Raw genomic sequence first — 15,243 nt, 5'->3', positions numbered from 1 at the left:
AACAACACTTGGCTGTTCTATCCGTTACTGTTTCTAGGTTGCTTTGACTTATATAAGTTAAAGCTGTTCGTTTAAAATCTGTTCAAAGCCCGCGAACTTCGTTCGCAGGTGCACAATCATAAAAATGCTAGCAAGCTGCATTTTTATTTCATGCGCAAATTTTCGAAGATTTTCAAAGCACTATTTAATTATCAAGGTTCATGTCTTATCTCGTTGCTTCAGCAGCAACTCTGATATCTTATCACACTCTGTCGTATCTTGTCAACAACTTTTTTAATTTTTTTCAAAGCTGTTTGTTGTTATGTGATTAACTGTCTGTGTGTTACCAGCCGTTCTCGCAGTCAGCTCGACTATAGTACCATTCTCGAGCATAAATGTCAACAACTTTTTCAAACTTTTTTTACAAATTATTCATATATTGTTCACACGCTGTAAAAACCCATCTCTTGCATTTCATTTTCATGGTATATATAATGAAAATATATCAATACTTTTCAGGTATTATTCGTAAAGGAGCCACGCTATGGAATTACGCCATATCCGCTATTTTAAAGCAGTTGCAGAAGAGAAGAGCTTTACCAGAGCTGCAGAAAAGCTCAACATTGCCCAGCCGCCTCTAAGTCGTCAGATTCAGGATCTGGAACAGGAGCTTGATACAAAGCTGTTTATGAGAAGCCCCCATAAGATCACCCTTACAAAAGAAGGCGAACTGTTTCTTCAGTATGCCAATCAGATTCTTGATCTGGTCAGCCGCTCTTCTGAAGAAGTTCGCGAAGTGAAGGAGGGGCTGCAAGGCACACTTTATATCGCTTCCGTGGAGGGCTGTGGTCCCCGGCTCTTTGCCCAGTGGATCTCCTCTTTCCAGAAGAAGCATCCTCATGTGCAGTACAATCTGTGGAACGGCAATACCGATGATGTACATGCCAGAGTCTCCAAGGGACTGTGTGAAGTGGCCATGATCACTGCTCCTTATAACAAAGAAGGCTACGAAGTTCTCCCCGTCTTTCAGGAACCATGGGTTGCTGTATTTCCGGAAGATCATCCATTAGCTCTCCATAAGGACGAACCGCTTGCACCAGAAGAGCTCATTCCTTATGAGCTTCTGATTCCCTCCCGTGAATCCCGGAAAAGTGAGATCGATAAATGGTTTATTGAAACAGGAAAGACGCCCGTCATACGAGGTCGTATTGCCCATATGATGAACGCCTGTGAATTAAGTCGATGTGGAGTTGGTGTTGCCATCTATCCGGCTTCTATTGCCAATATGGCACATAATGCCGGTTCCTGTATCCGCAGGATCGATCATCCGGACGCCATGGCTTCCTACGCATTGATCTGGAATAAAACTCATCAGTTGTCACGTACTGCTGAGAGTTTCATCGAACATGTGAAGAGTCTGGTAAACAACTCTGCCAGCTGATCAAAAGAGAACCTCAACGTACCCTCAGCAATTCAAAGCGAGAATACGATTCTTTTTTTCAATCCTTAAATCCATCCCACACTGGTTTGCCTGGATAGATCTTCGCTTCCTCTTCTCCGCGAAGTACCCGGAGTGCACCAAATGCCATGGCTTCCTGCTCAAATTCACCTGGGTAGGAAGTCACCGGTGCGATCCAGCCACAGCTCTCGCGAATCTTTTCTTCTACCTCCGGGAAGCGAAGCAATCCACCGGTCAGCACGATTCCGTCTACTTTTCCCTGCAGCACTGTACTCATAGAACCAATATATTTGATCACCTGATAGATCATGGCATTCCAGACACGGGTAGCCTTTTTGTCTCCTTCTTCCACCATCTTGTGAATGATATCAGAGTTGGATGTTCCAAAATAACTGCTTAACCCTCCGGTCTGGCTGCAGAGAGATTTCATCTCCGCCGGTGTCTTATCCCAGAAATAACGGGTAATATCTGTCACCGCCATGGTTCCCATTCGGGTTGGGGTAAATGGTCCCTCTCCACCGCCTGCGTCATTTCCGTCGATCATTTTTCCTTTTTTGTGGGCAGTGATAGAGATTCCACCGTCAATATGGCAGACGATGAAATTGCAGTCTTCATATTTTTTTCCAAGGCTGATGGCATGTCTTCTGGCTGTCTCTTTCAGATTCAGCGCATGGCACACTGCACGACGGTAAACGCCATCTACTCCGGTCACACGGGCCAAGTCGCAGAGTTCATCTACAATAGGCGGATTCATCATGATCATGATGCCGCCGTATTTTTTATGAAGGACATCTGCCATCTGCACGCCCAGCATGGAAGAATGATAAAGTCCACCCTTTGCAGCCTTGGTATCCTGGATCAGACGATCATCAATCTTGTAGATACCGCCTTCCACGGAATAGCATCCACCGCCTCTTCCAACGATGGCATCCACTCCGGTCAGGTCAATATTTCCATCTTTCAGAAATTTATCAACTACTTCCATGCGATAATGCAACTGGTCATTGATGGTAGGAAATCGCTTCAATACCGATGAATCATGAAAAACATCTTCCGTAAATAAGCATGTCTCATTTTTAAACATGGAAAGCTTCGTCGATGTAGATCCCGGATTGATCACCAGGATCCTGTATGTTTTATCCATTTTTACACCCCTTATTCTATGCTACTCTTTTCTCGTCAGCAGTACCACGGTCTCGATCTTCTCGGTCATAGGGAACATGTCCACTGGCTGAATCGCTTCTATTTTATAATCTTTTTTCAAAGCCTGCAAGTCTCTTGCCTGCGTCTGTGGCTCGCAGGAAATATAGACGATCTTCTTCGGGCGGATCACAAGCAGAGACTGCAAAAATGCTTCACTGCTTCCACTTCTCGGCGGATCCATGAAGACCACATCTACAGTCTCTTCCCGGTCAGCCATACCTTCCAGAAAGACACCGGCATCTCCTTCTACAAAGCGAATATTATTCATATTGTTAAGATGCGCATTCACTTTTGCATCCCGTACTGCTTCGCCATTGAGTTCCACACCGATCACTTCTTTTACAGTCTTTGCCGCTACCATACCAATGGTTCCGATTCCACAGTAAGCATCCACCACCACATTTCTCTTATTCAGGCGCGCCAGCATCATGGCTGTCTTATAGAGCTTCTCTGTCTGCGCTGGATTAATCTGATAAAAGGATGTTGGCGAGATCCGGAACCGGCATCCGCACAGCTCATCCTCTATATATCCTTTTCCATATAAGGTAATATTTCTTGCCCCCAGCACCATACTGGTCTTGCGTTCATTTACATTTAAGACTACCGTACTGATCTCCGGGTGGACTGCCCGTAGTGCTTTGACAAAATTATTTTTAGACGGAAAGATCGGAGAACGGGTCACCAGCACTACCATGATCTGACCGGTCTTCGCACCGGTACGGATCAGTACATGACGAAGCAGACCATAATCCGTATCCTCATCATAGACCTTGATCTTGAAGGATTTCAGAAGGCCCCGGATCGTTCCGATGATGGCATCTGCCTTCTGATCCTCAATCTGACAGGTTTCCACCGGAACCACCTTATGGGTTCCCTCCTGATAAATACCGGAGACAATCTCACCATTTCGTCTTCTGGAAAATACTGCATGAACTTTATTACGGTAACAATAGGGATCTTCTGCACCGATGATTGGCAGGATCTCACCCATACCCTTCATGAGTTTTTTCACCGTCTGTTCTTTTTTCTTTAACTGCTCTTCGTATGCGATTCCCTGATAATCACAGCCACCGCATTTTTTAGCAAGAGGGCAGACTTGCGCCTGCCCTGCTTTTTCCTGTCTTGCCATGTTTATTTCACGATCACTTTCTTAAAGTTCTTCTTTCCACGTTTTACAAGAAGACCTGTCTGTAACTGCTCCCTGGTATAAGCTGCAGCAATATCGGTTACTTTCTCTCCATCAACAGTCACGCCGCCCTGCTGTACATTTCTTCTTGCCTCAGAACGTGATGCTGCCAGACCAGCTTTATGCACGATGGTCAGGATATCTACCTGTCCGTCTTTGAAATCCTCTTCGGAAAGCTCTGCAACCGGTGCGTCAGATCCGTCGCCTGCACCTGCTCCGAACAGTGCACGTGCACTTTCCTGCGCTTTCTTTGCTTCTTCCTCACTGTGAACCAGCTTGGTCAGTTCATATGCCAGGATCTCTTTTGCTTCGTTCAGCTGACTTCCTTCCCACTTATCCATCTCATCGATCTGCTCCAGCGGCAGGAATGTGAGCATACGCAGGCACTTGAGCACATCTGCATCGGAAACATTTCTCCAGTACTGGTAAAACTCGTACGGGGAAGTCTTTTCCGGATCCAGCCATACAGCGCCTTTAGCAGTCTTACCCATCTTGTTTCCTTCAGAGTTCAGCAGAAGGGTGATAGTCATGGCATGTGCATCTTTTCCAAGCTTTCTTCTGATCAGCTCAGTTCCTCCCAGCATGTTGGACCACTGGTCATCGCCACCAAACTGCATATTACAGCCGTATTTCTGATACAGCATATAGAAATCGTAGCTCTGCATGATCATGTAGTTGAACTCCAGGAAGCTTAAACCTTTCTCCATTCTCTTCTTGTAACATTCAGCGGTCAGCATACGATTCACGCTGAAATGTGCTCCAACGTCTCTGAGCATCTCAATGTAATTCAACGGAAGCAGCCAGTCCGCGTTATTTACCATGATTGCTTTACCATCTGAAAAATCGATGAATTTGCTCATCTGCTTTTTGAAACAGTCGCAGTTGTGCTGAATAGTCTCTTTCGTCATCATCTGACGCATATCCGTACGACCTGACGGGTCTCCGATCATAGCAGTACCGCCGCCGATCAGGGCGATTGGTTTGTTGCCTGCCATCTGCAGTCTCTTCATCAGACACAGTGCCATGAAATGTCCTACATGAAGGCTGTCAGCAGTCGGGTCAAATCCAATATAAAATACTGCCTTTCCGTTATTTACCATCTCTCTGATCTCATCTTCGTTTGTTACCTGGGCGATCAGTCCCCGGGCTACCAGTTCGTCATAAACCTGCATCTTTGTTCTCCTTTTTTCTCCATAGAAATATGTGACTCGGACAGAAGCTTTCCACATATTTTTGCATAAAAATACTCCCGCCCTTCTTACAAAGGACGGGAGTGATAGAATCCCGTGTTACCACCTTTTTTCACAGTACGCTCACACGCACTGCCTCACCGGGTACATGCTGTCTGAATGAAAATACAATTATTCTTGCATACACAAACATCCTTCAGATACCCTCGCACGATATCGGGTGCCGCCGTCGTCTCCTACCCACAATAAATTGTTTCAGAGAGAAGCTCCAAGAGGTATTCATGATCCTGTTTCTCCGCGCCTCTCACCTGCCGGCAGCTCTCTGTGGCTTCCCATGGATCACTACTTATTCTTTTCATCGCCTGTCAATATACGGCTATTCTAGGCGATAACCGCTGGATTGTCAAGCCCTCATTTGCAGATCCAGTTTGTGCCAATGATGTTTTTACACCTCTTCCAGAAGACTGGTGATCGTCTCCACCACACCACGGATATCCATATCTTCCTCATCTACTACCACATGTGCATATTTTTCATAGTAAGGAGTCCGGTATTCCAGCAGATCCTCCAGCGTCTGACCTGGTTTCAGCACAACGCCGCGCTTTTTCAAGTCTCCCAGACGTTTTTTCAGATTGGGATAAGACAGCTTCAGATACACGACCGTAGAGATCTCTCGTAAATGCTCCATGGCTTCTTCTCCGAATACCGCACTTCCTCCTGTGGCAATCACAGACTTCTCTACCTGAAGACCCGCATTTACTTTATTTTCAATTTCCAGAAATCCTTCGTCACCATATTCTGTGATCAGTTCATGCAGAAGCTTTCCGGTCTGTTCCTGGATTACCAGATCCGAATCCACGAAATGATACCCCAGCACTTTTGCAAGAACTACTCCTACTGTACTTTTTCCAGAACCAGGCATACCGATCAATGTCACATTCTTCTTCATCTTCTGTTCGTCCTTTCTGTCTCTCATCAAAAACTACTGCCAGATCCGCAGGTGCTTTACTACAAATGACATAAACTTATATCTTGGATCTTCCAGTTCTCTGGAAGCTTCTTTTAATTTCTGCCGGATAGGAATCTGCTGCGGACAATGCTGCTCACATTTTCCACACTGAGCACAACCAGACGCCGGATTCTGCTTCTTCCGAAATGCTGTGGTCATCAGATATTCTTTTTTTCCGGCTTTCCGGCTTCCCGTATACAGTTCATTATAGCAACGGAAAGTTCCCGGAATATCGATTCCTTTCGGGCAGGGCATACAATAACCGCAGGCAGTGCATCCCACCTTGATTTTCCGATTGATTTCCTGTCTGACCTTTTCATAAAGCTCCATCTGTTCCCCTGTCAGTTCTCCTGCCTTGGATTCCGATGCCACCTGTACGTTCTGTTGCACCATTTCCAACGAATTCATACCAGACAATACCACCGTAACCCCGGTCTGATTCCACAGCCAGCGAAATGCCCACTCTGCCGGAGTCCGCTTCGGCACTGCTTCTGCAAATAACAGCTTTGCCTCTTCCGGCAGAAGCTGTACTAATCTTCCGCCCCGCAGAGGTTCCATGATAATGACCGGAATTCCTTTGCTTTCTGCATAGAGAAGGCCTTCCCGCCCCGCCTGGGTATGCTCATCCAGATAATTATACTGAATCTGGCAGAAATCCCAGTCATATGCATCCAGAAGCTCTTTGAAATTAGCACTGTTTCCGTGATAAGAAAATCCGATACTGCCGATCTGCCCGGAAGCCTGCTTTTCCCTGATCCACTGATCTACACCTTTGGCACACAGTCCCTGCCAGGTCTGCACATCATTGAGCATATGCATGAGATAATAATCCACATGGTCAGTCCTGAGCCTCTTCAACTGTTCCTGAAAGCATTTCTCCAGACCTGCCTTGGACTTGATCAGATAATGGGGTAGCTTGGTCGCAATATAGACCTGCTCCCGCACCCCATTACGTTCAAGGATCTCGCCCAGTGCAGCCTCACTTCCTCCATACACATAAGCGGTATCAAAATAATTGACACCTGAACGGATTGCTTCCATGATCTCTTTTTCCGTTTTATCAATATCTATTTTTCCATTTTCTTTGGTAAACCGTAAGCACCCATATCCCAGAACGGAGAGCTTCGTTCCTTTTCTGTCACTACGATACTGCATGATACACCTCGTTTCTGTTCTCGTAACAGTCTACCAAAGGCTTTATGCTCTGTCAATGACAGGTGTTTGTCTATGGCGTACATTCTATCTGTGTATTTTTATTATTTTCTATTCAAATCAGATAATTTATATTTTTTATAAAAATATATTGACAAATCATTTTTTCATGTTATAATAAACTCATAAAACAACAGAGAACGAAAAAGAAAAATAATCCATCGAACGGAGCATGAAAAGGAGGAGAGTCCAACCAAAACTTAACGTAACACCCCATAATATATCAGAAAGGATGGTACGGTCCACCGGCATACGAAGATTACTTTTAAAAACTGAATAACATTTATTTAATTAAGAACCTTGTTTAGATAACAGGAATCACATGTAAGTGATATAGAAGGTAACGGAAATATACCTTGTTAATAAAAAAACCACATGAACAGTTGAGAAAACTGGAAAAGTCATATAAGACGATAAAATAAAAAATGTCGGAAGCGACTATAAATACATAGATTTCAAGAAATGAGGTCACAGTCCATTGGAAATAACAGTTAAATAGGCGGTGTAAGAATTTTTAGAATAAATCCTTACACCGCCTTAATCATGTCTTCCTTTGTACTCTTCTATTACAATTCGCGCATACTCTGCACAAATAATCCTGCCAGAAACGGTACACTGAACATCACCGGCATAATATACCGCATCTGATAATTGAATGTCGGACCAGCAATGCATACCAGCACCGCCACGATCAATGGACTTACCGCCACCAGATACCGCTTTCTTCCTGCTCCGATCCATACTGCCACCAGAAGGATCAGCATCATGGAAACCATTCCCGCATTTTCAAACCAGTTGAGCACTGGCACACGGGACAATAATTTTGCCACCCGTTCCATAACCTGGCGGACACCGGCCAGTTTTGTAGGCTGATTGATCTCCCAGCGCACATCCTGCCCGTCAATTCTGGAAGTCATCATATAATTCTGCGTATATCCTTCCTGATAGAACCAGCCATAAGCATTGTTCATGGTCGCTTCCACCGCATTGGCCGGATGCTTCACAAGCTGGATCGCCCATACGCGGAAATAATCGAGCAACTCACCTGTTGTCTCTGCATGGTAGGTATATTTTACCGGATCTGAGGTGATTGGATCATAAAGTTCTGCCAGATTCTCATAATCCAGCACCTTTCCAATGATCTCCGCCTCTTCTGCTGTCACCTCTGTACCATAATCTCTTACATATCTTGCCGTCTGTTGAAAAGGAATGGACAATGCTTCCTTTGGTCCGTTATCCTCCACCCCGCATGCCGGAAGAAGCACCTTCTGGTATCCCAGGATCAATACCACTGGAATCAGAAATGCAACCAGAATACTCTTCCACTTTTTCAGGTTCTCTTTTCCGATCACAGACCAGCCATAGGCGATCGCTGCCACTGCGGATACCAGCGCCAGATAGATGCCTTCATTACGGAATCCTGCTGTGCCCAGACATACAAGGATCAGTCCTGCAATCTGTTTCTTTGAAAGTGGCTCCGAATCCTTTATGGTCCGCACCAGTTCTGCCAGAAGAAGCATCAAAAATACAACACAGGCTGTATACGGAATGTCCTTCTCCACCACCGTAGATTCCATAGGGAAGAACTGGGTCATGCAGATGATGCCCAATGCCAGATAGCGGAACAGATACGGCGTCTTCCATCGTTTCATCAACAGGAACCCATAGGAAAAGGCAGACAAGAGCATGGCAAGCTGCAGTACCAGGTTCAGGAAAAATCCCAATGTATAGGAACCTAGCAGATTGCCAAGCTGCATAATCAGGCTCAGCATGATCGTATGAAGCGGCGGGTAATAGTTGTTGATGGTTCCCCAGTAGAACTGGCGCATCTCTGCCAGCGTCTCCGGCATGGACGCTCCCGGAAATTTTGCCAGAATGTATGGACTCCAGAAAATCATGATTACCAGCAGCGGTCCTGCAAATGCATGAGTCTCAAAGAGCAGTGTCGTCCATTTTCCACAGGATGTATTACTTTCCTGCGCTTTTTTGCACAGATATCTGATCACCATCTGAAACAGACGCACTGCAAGTACATAATATCCTGCAAACACAACCCCAGAGATCAGCAAATGGAACGAATCCATAAAGATCAGATCCCAGGAGTTGGTGTAGCGGAAGCTATACCCAAATACCAGAAAAAAAGCTGTCAGTACCGCCGGAATCCTGCATGACAGACGCGGCACATGCTCCGGCCAGCGGCACGGAACTTTATAGAAAAAGAACAGGATCATCAATGCAAAAAAAGCGTCCCGATAGGAGAAGGTCGGCAAAATATATTCCAGTTTTTTTATATTCGCTGCCAGCAAAGTCCACAGGCCGCCGCCTGCTGCTTCTGCACTGATCCCGGAAAGATCTGCATTCATACTCACCATCAGTGCAAAACATGCCAATGCTGCACAGATCCAGTTTATTACGGAATTGAGATTTTCTTTTCTCACATCATATCTCCTTCCACTTTTTTCGATAACTTTATTATTTTACACGATATTTGTCAACCAAAGGTAAACCAAATATCCCTGTTTTGTCACATTTACAAAGTTTTCCGGCGTTTTCCTTGAACTCTACTTTCTATTTATATAAAATTTATATTATAAGTTCAGAGTTTTGTATATGTAACTCTGAATCCGATCAATCGACAAGGGATAAAATCATGAAACAGAAGCTTTCCGTTTTCTCTTTATTAATCCTGTCTTTCGTTTTACTTTTCTCATGCTTTGGCTTTCGCCGTATTGCCTCCGACACCCCGGAAGCACGCGAGGTTTACAGCCGGGCAGCTTATGATACTTACGCAGAAGACATCTTTGCCAGCCGGGAATCTTTTCCTGGACTTATTGTTTCGATCCAAGCAGATAATGACACCCTTTACGGTGAAGAGAATGGCCTTCTGTCTGCCAGATATATGTGTTCCGGCAGAGAAGGCGAATGTGAGATTCAGGTCTTTGTATACGACCAGAGCGGAACTCCTCTGATTGCTCAGAATGCAGGACTTCGGATCAGCGGTGCCACCTCCAGAAATGCGATCCGCAAATCCTTCCGCGTGATTGCCAGAATAGAATACGATAAACAGCATCCAAAATTTACCTATGATCTGTGGAACGGACGCACCACACTGGATGGAGCTACGAAGCCCATCCAGGAATACAGTTCCTTTATTCTTCATTCTGTCCGTCTTGCCATGGACTCCACCGGAATCCACAACAGCGTTGGTTATTCTCTGGCCAGGAAAGCAGGGATCGTAGATGCATCCCCAACCACGCCTGCAGCTGTCTATATCAACGGCAAATATCAGGGTGCTTATTTTCTGATGCCGGCAAAGACCGACAACGCGCTGGCAGAGCTCTACAATATTGAGAAAAAAGAGGATATTGAAGTAGTCTCTGTATTTGAAGAAGAAAAGACCGGTACGCAATCCAGACCAGAGATCCTTGCATCCTATCTGACGTTTGTAGATTTTCTGCAAAATGCAGATATGACCGATCCTTCTGTGATCGAACAGGTGGAAGCTCAGCTGGATGTCCATCAATGTCTGCAATATTATGCAGTAAATCTGCTGCTTGGCAACGGAGACTGGCTGGATAATAATCTCCGTGTATGGCGTTGCAAAGATAACGGTCTTCCCTATCAGGATGGAAAGTGGCGATTTTTCCTGTTCGATCTTGACTGGATCGGCAGTTTTTCTGATCTGGTCGTAATGAATTTTGAGCAGGCCACCCAAAGTGCCGATTATCACAATATCCTTCCGGCATTGCTGAAAAATCCGGAATACAAAAAAGAATTTACGGATCTCATCTATCAGATGGAAGAAGATGCCTTTACACCGGAAGTCATCGATTCTGTTTTTGCAAAGGAAGAAGAGCGAATGCATGATGAGGCCGCCTATGATTTCCAGTCAGAAGCATTCACCGGATATCTGATGTACTCCGTGAACAGCTCCCCACTGGAGGAGAAAGATTATATTACTATGGAGGACCGCCAGATCCTCATTGAAGATTTCCGAAATCATCTGGTGAATACGCCAGCGCTGATTAACAATTGTATTGAAAATGGTTTTTAAATGATGCAGATCCATACACATATTCAGCAGCTATGTGTATGGATCTTGTTTTATATTGCTATATGATGTGCATCCGCTTCAGTTCACAGATCACGCCATCTTCCCAGACAGTCTCGCAGACTCTGTCTGCAATCGCTTTCAGCTTCTCATCTGCATTGCCCATGGCAACTCCACAGGCTGCATCCCGGATCATCTGATAATCATTCATACTGTCACCGAATGCTATGGTGTTGTCCGCATTTTCATGAAGAAGCTCTGCCGTTCTTCGGATCGCTGTTCCCTTATTCTCTGTCAAGGAGATCAGTTCTCCGTTATATACTCCTTCTGTAGTTGTCTCAAAAAAAGCAATGTAGAAATCCTGCTTCAGTTCTTCGATCAACTGCTCCATCCGCTCTTTTCCCCAGACCAGAAAGGTCACCTTCGGAATCGGTATATGCGTCTGGCGCCATTCTTTGATCGGTAGCAAATTCCCTGCTGTCCGGAAATAGAATTTCCATCGGGCCAGCTCAGAGTTATCTCCTGGCTTGTCTTTTTCACGAAGGAAATCACCTCCGCGTTCTGACATATAGATATTCTCACTGCCCTCCAGCAGACAGATCGCATCCAGACGATCCAGCACTTCACAGGCCTTCTCCACGAGTGCTGTGTCCAGTGCCGCACTCCACGCACGCTGTCCATGGATCCAGATATCGCTTCCCGCACTGCAGATCAGACCATCTGTCTCCATATCAAGGATCTCAGGAGGTACACTGCCATGAGACCGTCCTGTACTGATAAATACCATATGTCCCTTATTCCTTGCTCTCCGAAGCCCCTCCAGCACTGCCGGGTGTACTTCTTCCCCATGTGCCAGAATCGTTCCGTCTATATCTAAAAAAATCAGTTTTCTATCCATGTTTCCTCCGATTCTGAATTCTTGCAAATATTCCATAATAAAGTGAGAAAAATATTTCTGTAACCAAATAACAGGGCAGGGCAAGGGCATGTTTTATAAAGAAGAGATACAGTTTCACTGAGATTCCAATCTGATTCATCGTGTGATGCCCCACCGCTTCCTGCACCTGCGGGTCTTTACACATGCTCCGTACATTTTTCAGGATCTGTCCGACAGAATCTTTCTTGTTCCTCCAGATCTCATTTTTTACCGCCATCACTGCCAGACTCAAAAAATCATTGCGGATCTGTGGGGCAAAATCATAGATGCCCTTGTCATCAGAAATAGCTTCCAGCCTCTCCCGCAGCAGTTTGATCTTTCCTAAATATTTCCCATCATACTGGCCGGTCATAGAAGACATATTATACCAGTAATGGTAGGGATAATAGTCCTGCACGACACAGACTTTTCTGGCATCCAGTGCCGCTGCAAATACCATCTGAAGGTCCTCTCCCACAGATACCCTGTCATCCCACAGAGGAAGATTGGGTTCCACCAGCTTTCTCCGGAACAGCTTGGTCACGCGGGATGGCTGGATCGTTCTGCCGATAAAACTGCCGTCATTTAACAGTACCGGAAATAAAGCATGCCAGCTCTGTTCATCATAGAACTCCTGCTCCAGACGGTTCCCCTCTCTGCGAGGCGGATAGTTCTTATCTTCATAATCAAATACCAGACCTGCCATAGACAGATCCGCGTCGTATCTCTCCATGGTCCCATACAGACGCTCATACATATCCGGATCGATCCAATCATCGCTGTCCACAAAACCAAGCAGATCACCAGTAGCAGCAGTCACGCCTGCTTTCCAGGCTGAAGTCAGTCCACCGTTTTTCTTGTGGATCACCACGATATTTTTATATTTTTCTGCATACTGGTCGCAGATCGCCGGACACTGATCCGGAGATCCATCGTCCACCAGCACCAATTCTATATTTTCATAGGTCTGCGCCAGAATACTCTCCACGCAGCGTGCCAGCATCTTTTCAACGCCATACACCGGCACGATCACACTGATCTTCTCTCTCATCCTGCCTCCTGCATCCGACTCAGCAGTTTTCCGTAAATTGCCGGGCAGATCTCAAACAGTTTATATCCCATTCTTGTCCTAGCCGGAAGCTTTTCGATCCATTCTGCCCCCTGCTGTTCATAAGCTTTCAGTCTGTCCTTCAGTTCCTTTTTAAGCGCTGCTGCTTCTTCCACATTATCTGTGCAACGGAAATAAAAAGTAATACATGCATCACATAATTTTCGATAAGCAGACGGCATGAGACCGGTATATCCATGCTCATCAAAGAATCTGATCCGTTCCTCCTGCGCCTCCAGCCACTGCAGCCGTTTTCTGGAAAATATAGCTGTAATGCTTCCTGTATTTTCTGTAAAATATCCATATAACACACGATCTACAAATACCAGCTTCTTCGCCTCATCAAAAAGCAGATAGGTGGTCGCCTCATCTTCATGGATTCTGCCTTCCGGATAACGGATGGTCTCGAAGAGATCCCTGCGATACAGCTTGTTCCATGCCACCACAAACCAGGTAGCTTCCTCTTCATTTCCATAAAGCTTTTCCATCAGGCTGTTGCCGCGATAGATTCGAAAAGCACCGGTTCCACGGTTCTCTTTTAGCTTTTCTCCCTTTGTATAAGTAAAACGGCACTGGCTGATTGCACAGCCTGTGGCCTTGATCGCATCATACATAACCTGAATATAGTCATCCGACACATAATCATCAGAATCCACAAATGCCAGATACTCACCTTTTGCCACATCGATGCCAGCATTTCTGGCACCGGAAAGCCCCCGGTTCTCCTGATGGATCACATGGATCCGTTCCTCTTTTTTTGCATAATCTTCACAGATCTGCGGGCACTGATCCGGAGACCCATCATCCACCAGGATGATTTCCAGATTCTGATAGGTCTGTGCAAGCAGACTGTCCACACAACGGGAAAGATAGCTTTCCACCCGGTACACCGGTACTATGATGCTGATTAAAGGTTCTGTCATCTTTCTCTCCTCCGTATCCAATGAACAATCGTTACCAGCCAGTTTCTCATAACACATAATGCATAGACCATTCGGGGTCTGTTATTTCGAAGAAACGGAAATAATATCCGGTAATCCGTAAGGGTAAGCCTTGCTTCTCCTCCACGGGTTCTCACCCAGTCATCCTGAGCATATTGTCGGATCGTCTCAATCTTCTCCTGATAAGATAGTTCTTTCTGCAGGGGCAGCTTTTCACATTCATCCAGTACTTCATTCATATAGCGTGTAAAGATCTGTCCATTCGGACAGTGCTCTCCCCATGTCTTCTCGTAGAATGCTTCCGCAGCCTCACAGACTCTGCGCGCCAGCTCCAGCCGGTTCGTTCTCACCACCGATGAAAGACTGGTCTTCTGAAGATCTTGAATATAATAACAAAGCTTGTCAGAAAGCACTGCTATCTTTTTGCATCTGCTCAGATAATCCAGATTAAACAACAGGTCTTCCCCAAGACTTAAGGATGTATCAAATGTTCTCATCAAGTCTTTTCGGTATAATTTATTCCAGGGCATATTAAGATAGCTCATGCTGTAAAGCTCCAGAAACGTCTCTTTAAAATGCTGCAGTTCCCAGACGCCGCTTCGGGGACTCTTGGGAATATCTGCGCCCTCAAATAAATGATGAAATCCACATAAGGCCAGATCTGCGCCGGCGTTATCCACACAGTTTGCCATCTTTTCCAGATAATCCACCGCCACATAATCATCACTGTCTGTAAAGAGTACATACTCCCCACAGGCTTCCTGAATTCCTGCATTTCGTGCAGCGGAGACTCCACTGTTCTTCTGATGGATCACACGGATTCTTGGATCACTGTCTGCCAGTTCATCACAAAGTCCGGCACTTCCATCCGTGGAACCATCATCCACCAGCAGAAGCTCCAGATCTGACCTGCTCTGGGCAAGCCAGGAATCTACGCATCGTTTTAGACTGCTTTTTGCATTGTACACCGGAATGACTACACTGTACAT

Annotated in this window: 12 protein-coding genes and 1 other annotated feature; of the genes, 2 read left to right on the top strand and 10 right to left on the bottom strand. The window is 45.6% G+C overall.

Going from position 1 to position 15,243, the window contains the following annotated elements; translation table 11 throughout:
* Positions 1–523: 523 nt before the first annotated feature.
* The gene (locus WMO62_RS11465) at positions 524–1,420 is read left to right on the top strand and encodes a LysR family transcriptional regulator (RefSeq protein WP_349144729.1); all 897 of its coding nucleotides are present in this window, start codon (positions 524–526) and stop codon (positions 1,418–1,420) included.
* A 58-nt stretch (positions 1,421–1,478) separates the two neighbouring features.
* On the opposite strand, the gene buk is transcribed toward WMO62_RS11465, so the two are convergent.
* The 6 genes from buk to WMO62_RS11435 form a co-directional block, all read right to left on the bottom strand.
* Positions 1,479–2,582: a butyrate kinase gene (gene buk / locus WMO62_RS11460; protein ID WP_349144728.1), complete on the bottom strand. Its 1,104-nt coding sequence runs from the start codon at positions 2,580–2,582 to the stop codon at positions 1,479–1,481.
* A gap of 21 nt (positions 2,583–2,603) precedes the next feature.
* Complete coding sequence (rlmD, locus tag WMO62_RS11455) at positions 2,604–3,770, bottom strand: 23S rRNA (uracil(1939)-C(5))-methyltransferase RlmD (protein WP_147601666.1); 1,167 nt, start codon at positions 3,768–3,770, stop codon at positions 2,604–2,606.
* A 2-nt stretch (positions 3,771–3,772) separates the two neighbouring features.
* Positions 3,773–4,999, bottom strand: a complete 1,227-nt coding sequence (tyrS, locus tag WMO62_RS11450; RefSeq protein WP_349144726.1) for a tyrosine--tRNA ligase — start codon at positions 4,997–4,999, stop codon at positions 3,773–3,775.
* An 88-nt stretch (positions 5,000–5,087) separates the two neighbouring features.
* Positions 5,088–5,385 (bottom strand) — a binding site (T-box leader).
* Positions 5,386–5,462: 77 nt separating this feature from the next.
* Positions 5,463–5,993, bottom strand: coding sequence for a shikimate kinase (locus WMO62_RS11445; RefSeq protein WP_349144725.1), 531 nt, complete (start codon positions 5,991–5,993; stop codon positions 5,463–5,465).
* Positions 5,994–5,999: 6 nt separating this feature from the next.
* Positions 6,000–7,181 carry an aldo/keto reductase gene (locus WMO62_RS11440; RefSeq protein ID WP_349144724.1) on the bottom strand — a complete coding sequence of 394 codons (1,182 nt, stop codon included), beginning with the start codon at positions 7,179–7,181 and terminating at the stop codon, positions 6,000–6,002.
* Positions 7,182–7,804: 623 nt separating this feature from the next.
* A complete protein-coding gene (locus WMO62_RS11435; protein ID WP_349144723.1) occupies positions 7,805–9,676 on the bottom strand; it encodes a DUF6020 family protein in 1,872 nt (623 codons plus the stop codon).
* A 212-nt stretch (positions 9,677–9,888) separates the two neighbouring features.
* Between WMO62_RS11435 and WMO62_RS11430 the strand changes: the two genes are divergently transcribed.
* Positions 9,889–11,292, top strand: coding sequence for a CotH kinase family protein (locus tag WMO62_RS11430; RefSeq protein ID WP_349144722.1), 1,404 nt, complete (start codon positions 9,889–9,891; stop codon positions 11,290–11,292).
* Positions 11,293–11,350: 58 nt separating this feature from the next.
* On the opposite strand, the gene WMO62_RS11425 is transcribed toward WMO62_RS11430, so the two are convergent.
* The 4 genes from WMO62_RS11425 to WMO62_RS11410 are packed head-to-tail and all read right to left on the bottom strand — an operon-like array spanning position 11,351 to position 15,243.
* Complete coding sequence (locus WMO62_RS11425) at positions 11,351–12,187, bottom strand: Cof-type HAD-IIB family hydrolase (protein WP_349144721.1); 837 nt, start codon at positions 12,185–12,187, stop codon at positions 11,351–11,353.
* Positions 12,180–13,256 (bottom strand): glycosyltransferase family 2 protein, encoded by a 1,077-nt coding sequence (locus tag WMO62_RS11420; protein WP_349144719.1) that lies wholly within the window; start codon positions 13,254–13,256, stop codon positions 12,180–12,182. Before WMO62_RS11420 ends, WMO62_RS11425 begins: the two co-directional genes overlap by 8 nt.
* Complete coding sequence (locus tag WMO62_RS11415; protein WP_349144717.1) at positions 13,253–14,236, bottom strand: glycosyltransferase family 2 protein; 984 nt, start codon at positions 14,234–14,236, stop codon at positions 13,253–13,255. Before WMO62_RS11415 ends, WMO62_RS11420 begins: the two co-directional genes overlap by 4 nt.
* Positions 14,233–15,243 (bottom strand): glycosyltransferase family 2 protein, encoded by a 1,011-nt coding sequence (locus tag WMO62_RS11410; protein WP_349144716.1) that lies wholly within the window; start codon positions 15,241–15,243, stop codon positions 14,233–14,235. The genes WMO62_RS11415 and WMO62_RS11410 overlap by 4 nt, the downstream gene beginning before the upstream one ends.

The organism is Hominiventricola aquisgranensis, from assembly GCF_040096225.1.
Classification (GTDB): domain Bacteria; phylum Bacillota; class Clostridia; order Lachnospirales; family Lachnospiraceae; genus Hominiventricola; species Hominiventricola aquisgranensis.
This window is presented reverse-complemented; position numbering and strand designations above follow the sequence as displayed.

Excerpts from the sequence above, each read along its gene's own strand:
- WMO62_RS11410 (WP_349144716.1), bottom strand. The coding sequence starts at position 15,243 with ATGTACAGTGTAGTCATTCCGGTGTACAATGCAAAAAGCAGTCTAAAA.
- WMO62_RS11425 (WP_349144721.1), bottom strand. The coding sequence starts at position 12,187 with ATGGATAGAAAACTGATTTTTTTAGATATAGACGGAACGATTCTGGCA.
- WMO62_RS11420 (WP_349144719.1), bottom strand. The coding sequence starts at position 13,256 with ATGAGAGAGAAGATCAGTGTGATCGTGCCGGTGTATGGCGTTGAAAAG.
- WMO62_RS11440 (WP_349144724.1), bottom strand. The coding sequence starts at position 7,181 with ATGCAGTATCGTAGTGACAGAAAAGGAACGAAGCTCTCCGTTCTGGGA.
- WMO62_RS11430 (WP_349144722.1), top strand. The coding sequence starts at position 9,889 with ATGAAACAGAAGCTTTCCGTTTTCTCTTTATTAATCCTGTCTTTCGTT.
- rlmD (WP_147601666.1), bottom strand. The coding sequence starts at position 3,770 with ATGGCAAGACAGGAAAAAGCAGGGCAGGCGCAAGTCTGCCCTCTTGCT.
- WMO62_RS11445 (WP_349144725.1), bottom strand. The coding sequence starts at position 5,993 with ATGAGAGACAGAAAGGACGAACAGAAGATGAAGAAGAATGTGACATTG.
- tyrS (WP_349144726.1), bottom strand. The coding sequence starts at position 4,999 with ATGCAGGTTTATGACGAACTGGTAGCCCGGGGACTGATCGCCCAGGTA.
- WMO62_RS11465 (WP_349144729.1), top strand. The coding sequence starts at position 524 with ATGGAATTACGCCATATCCGCTATTTTAAAGCAGTTGCAGAAGAGAAG.
- buk (WP_349144728.1), bottom strand. The coding sequence starts at position 2,582 with ATGGATAAAACATACAGGATCCTGGTGATCAATCCGGGATCTACATCG.
- WMO62_RS11415 (WP_349144717.1), bottom strand. The coding sequence starts at position 14,236 with ATGACAGAACCTTTAATCAGCATCATAGTACCGGTGTACCGGGTGGAA.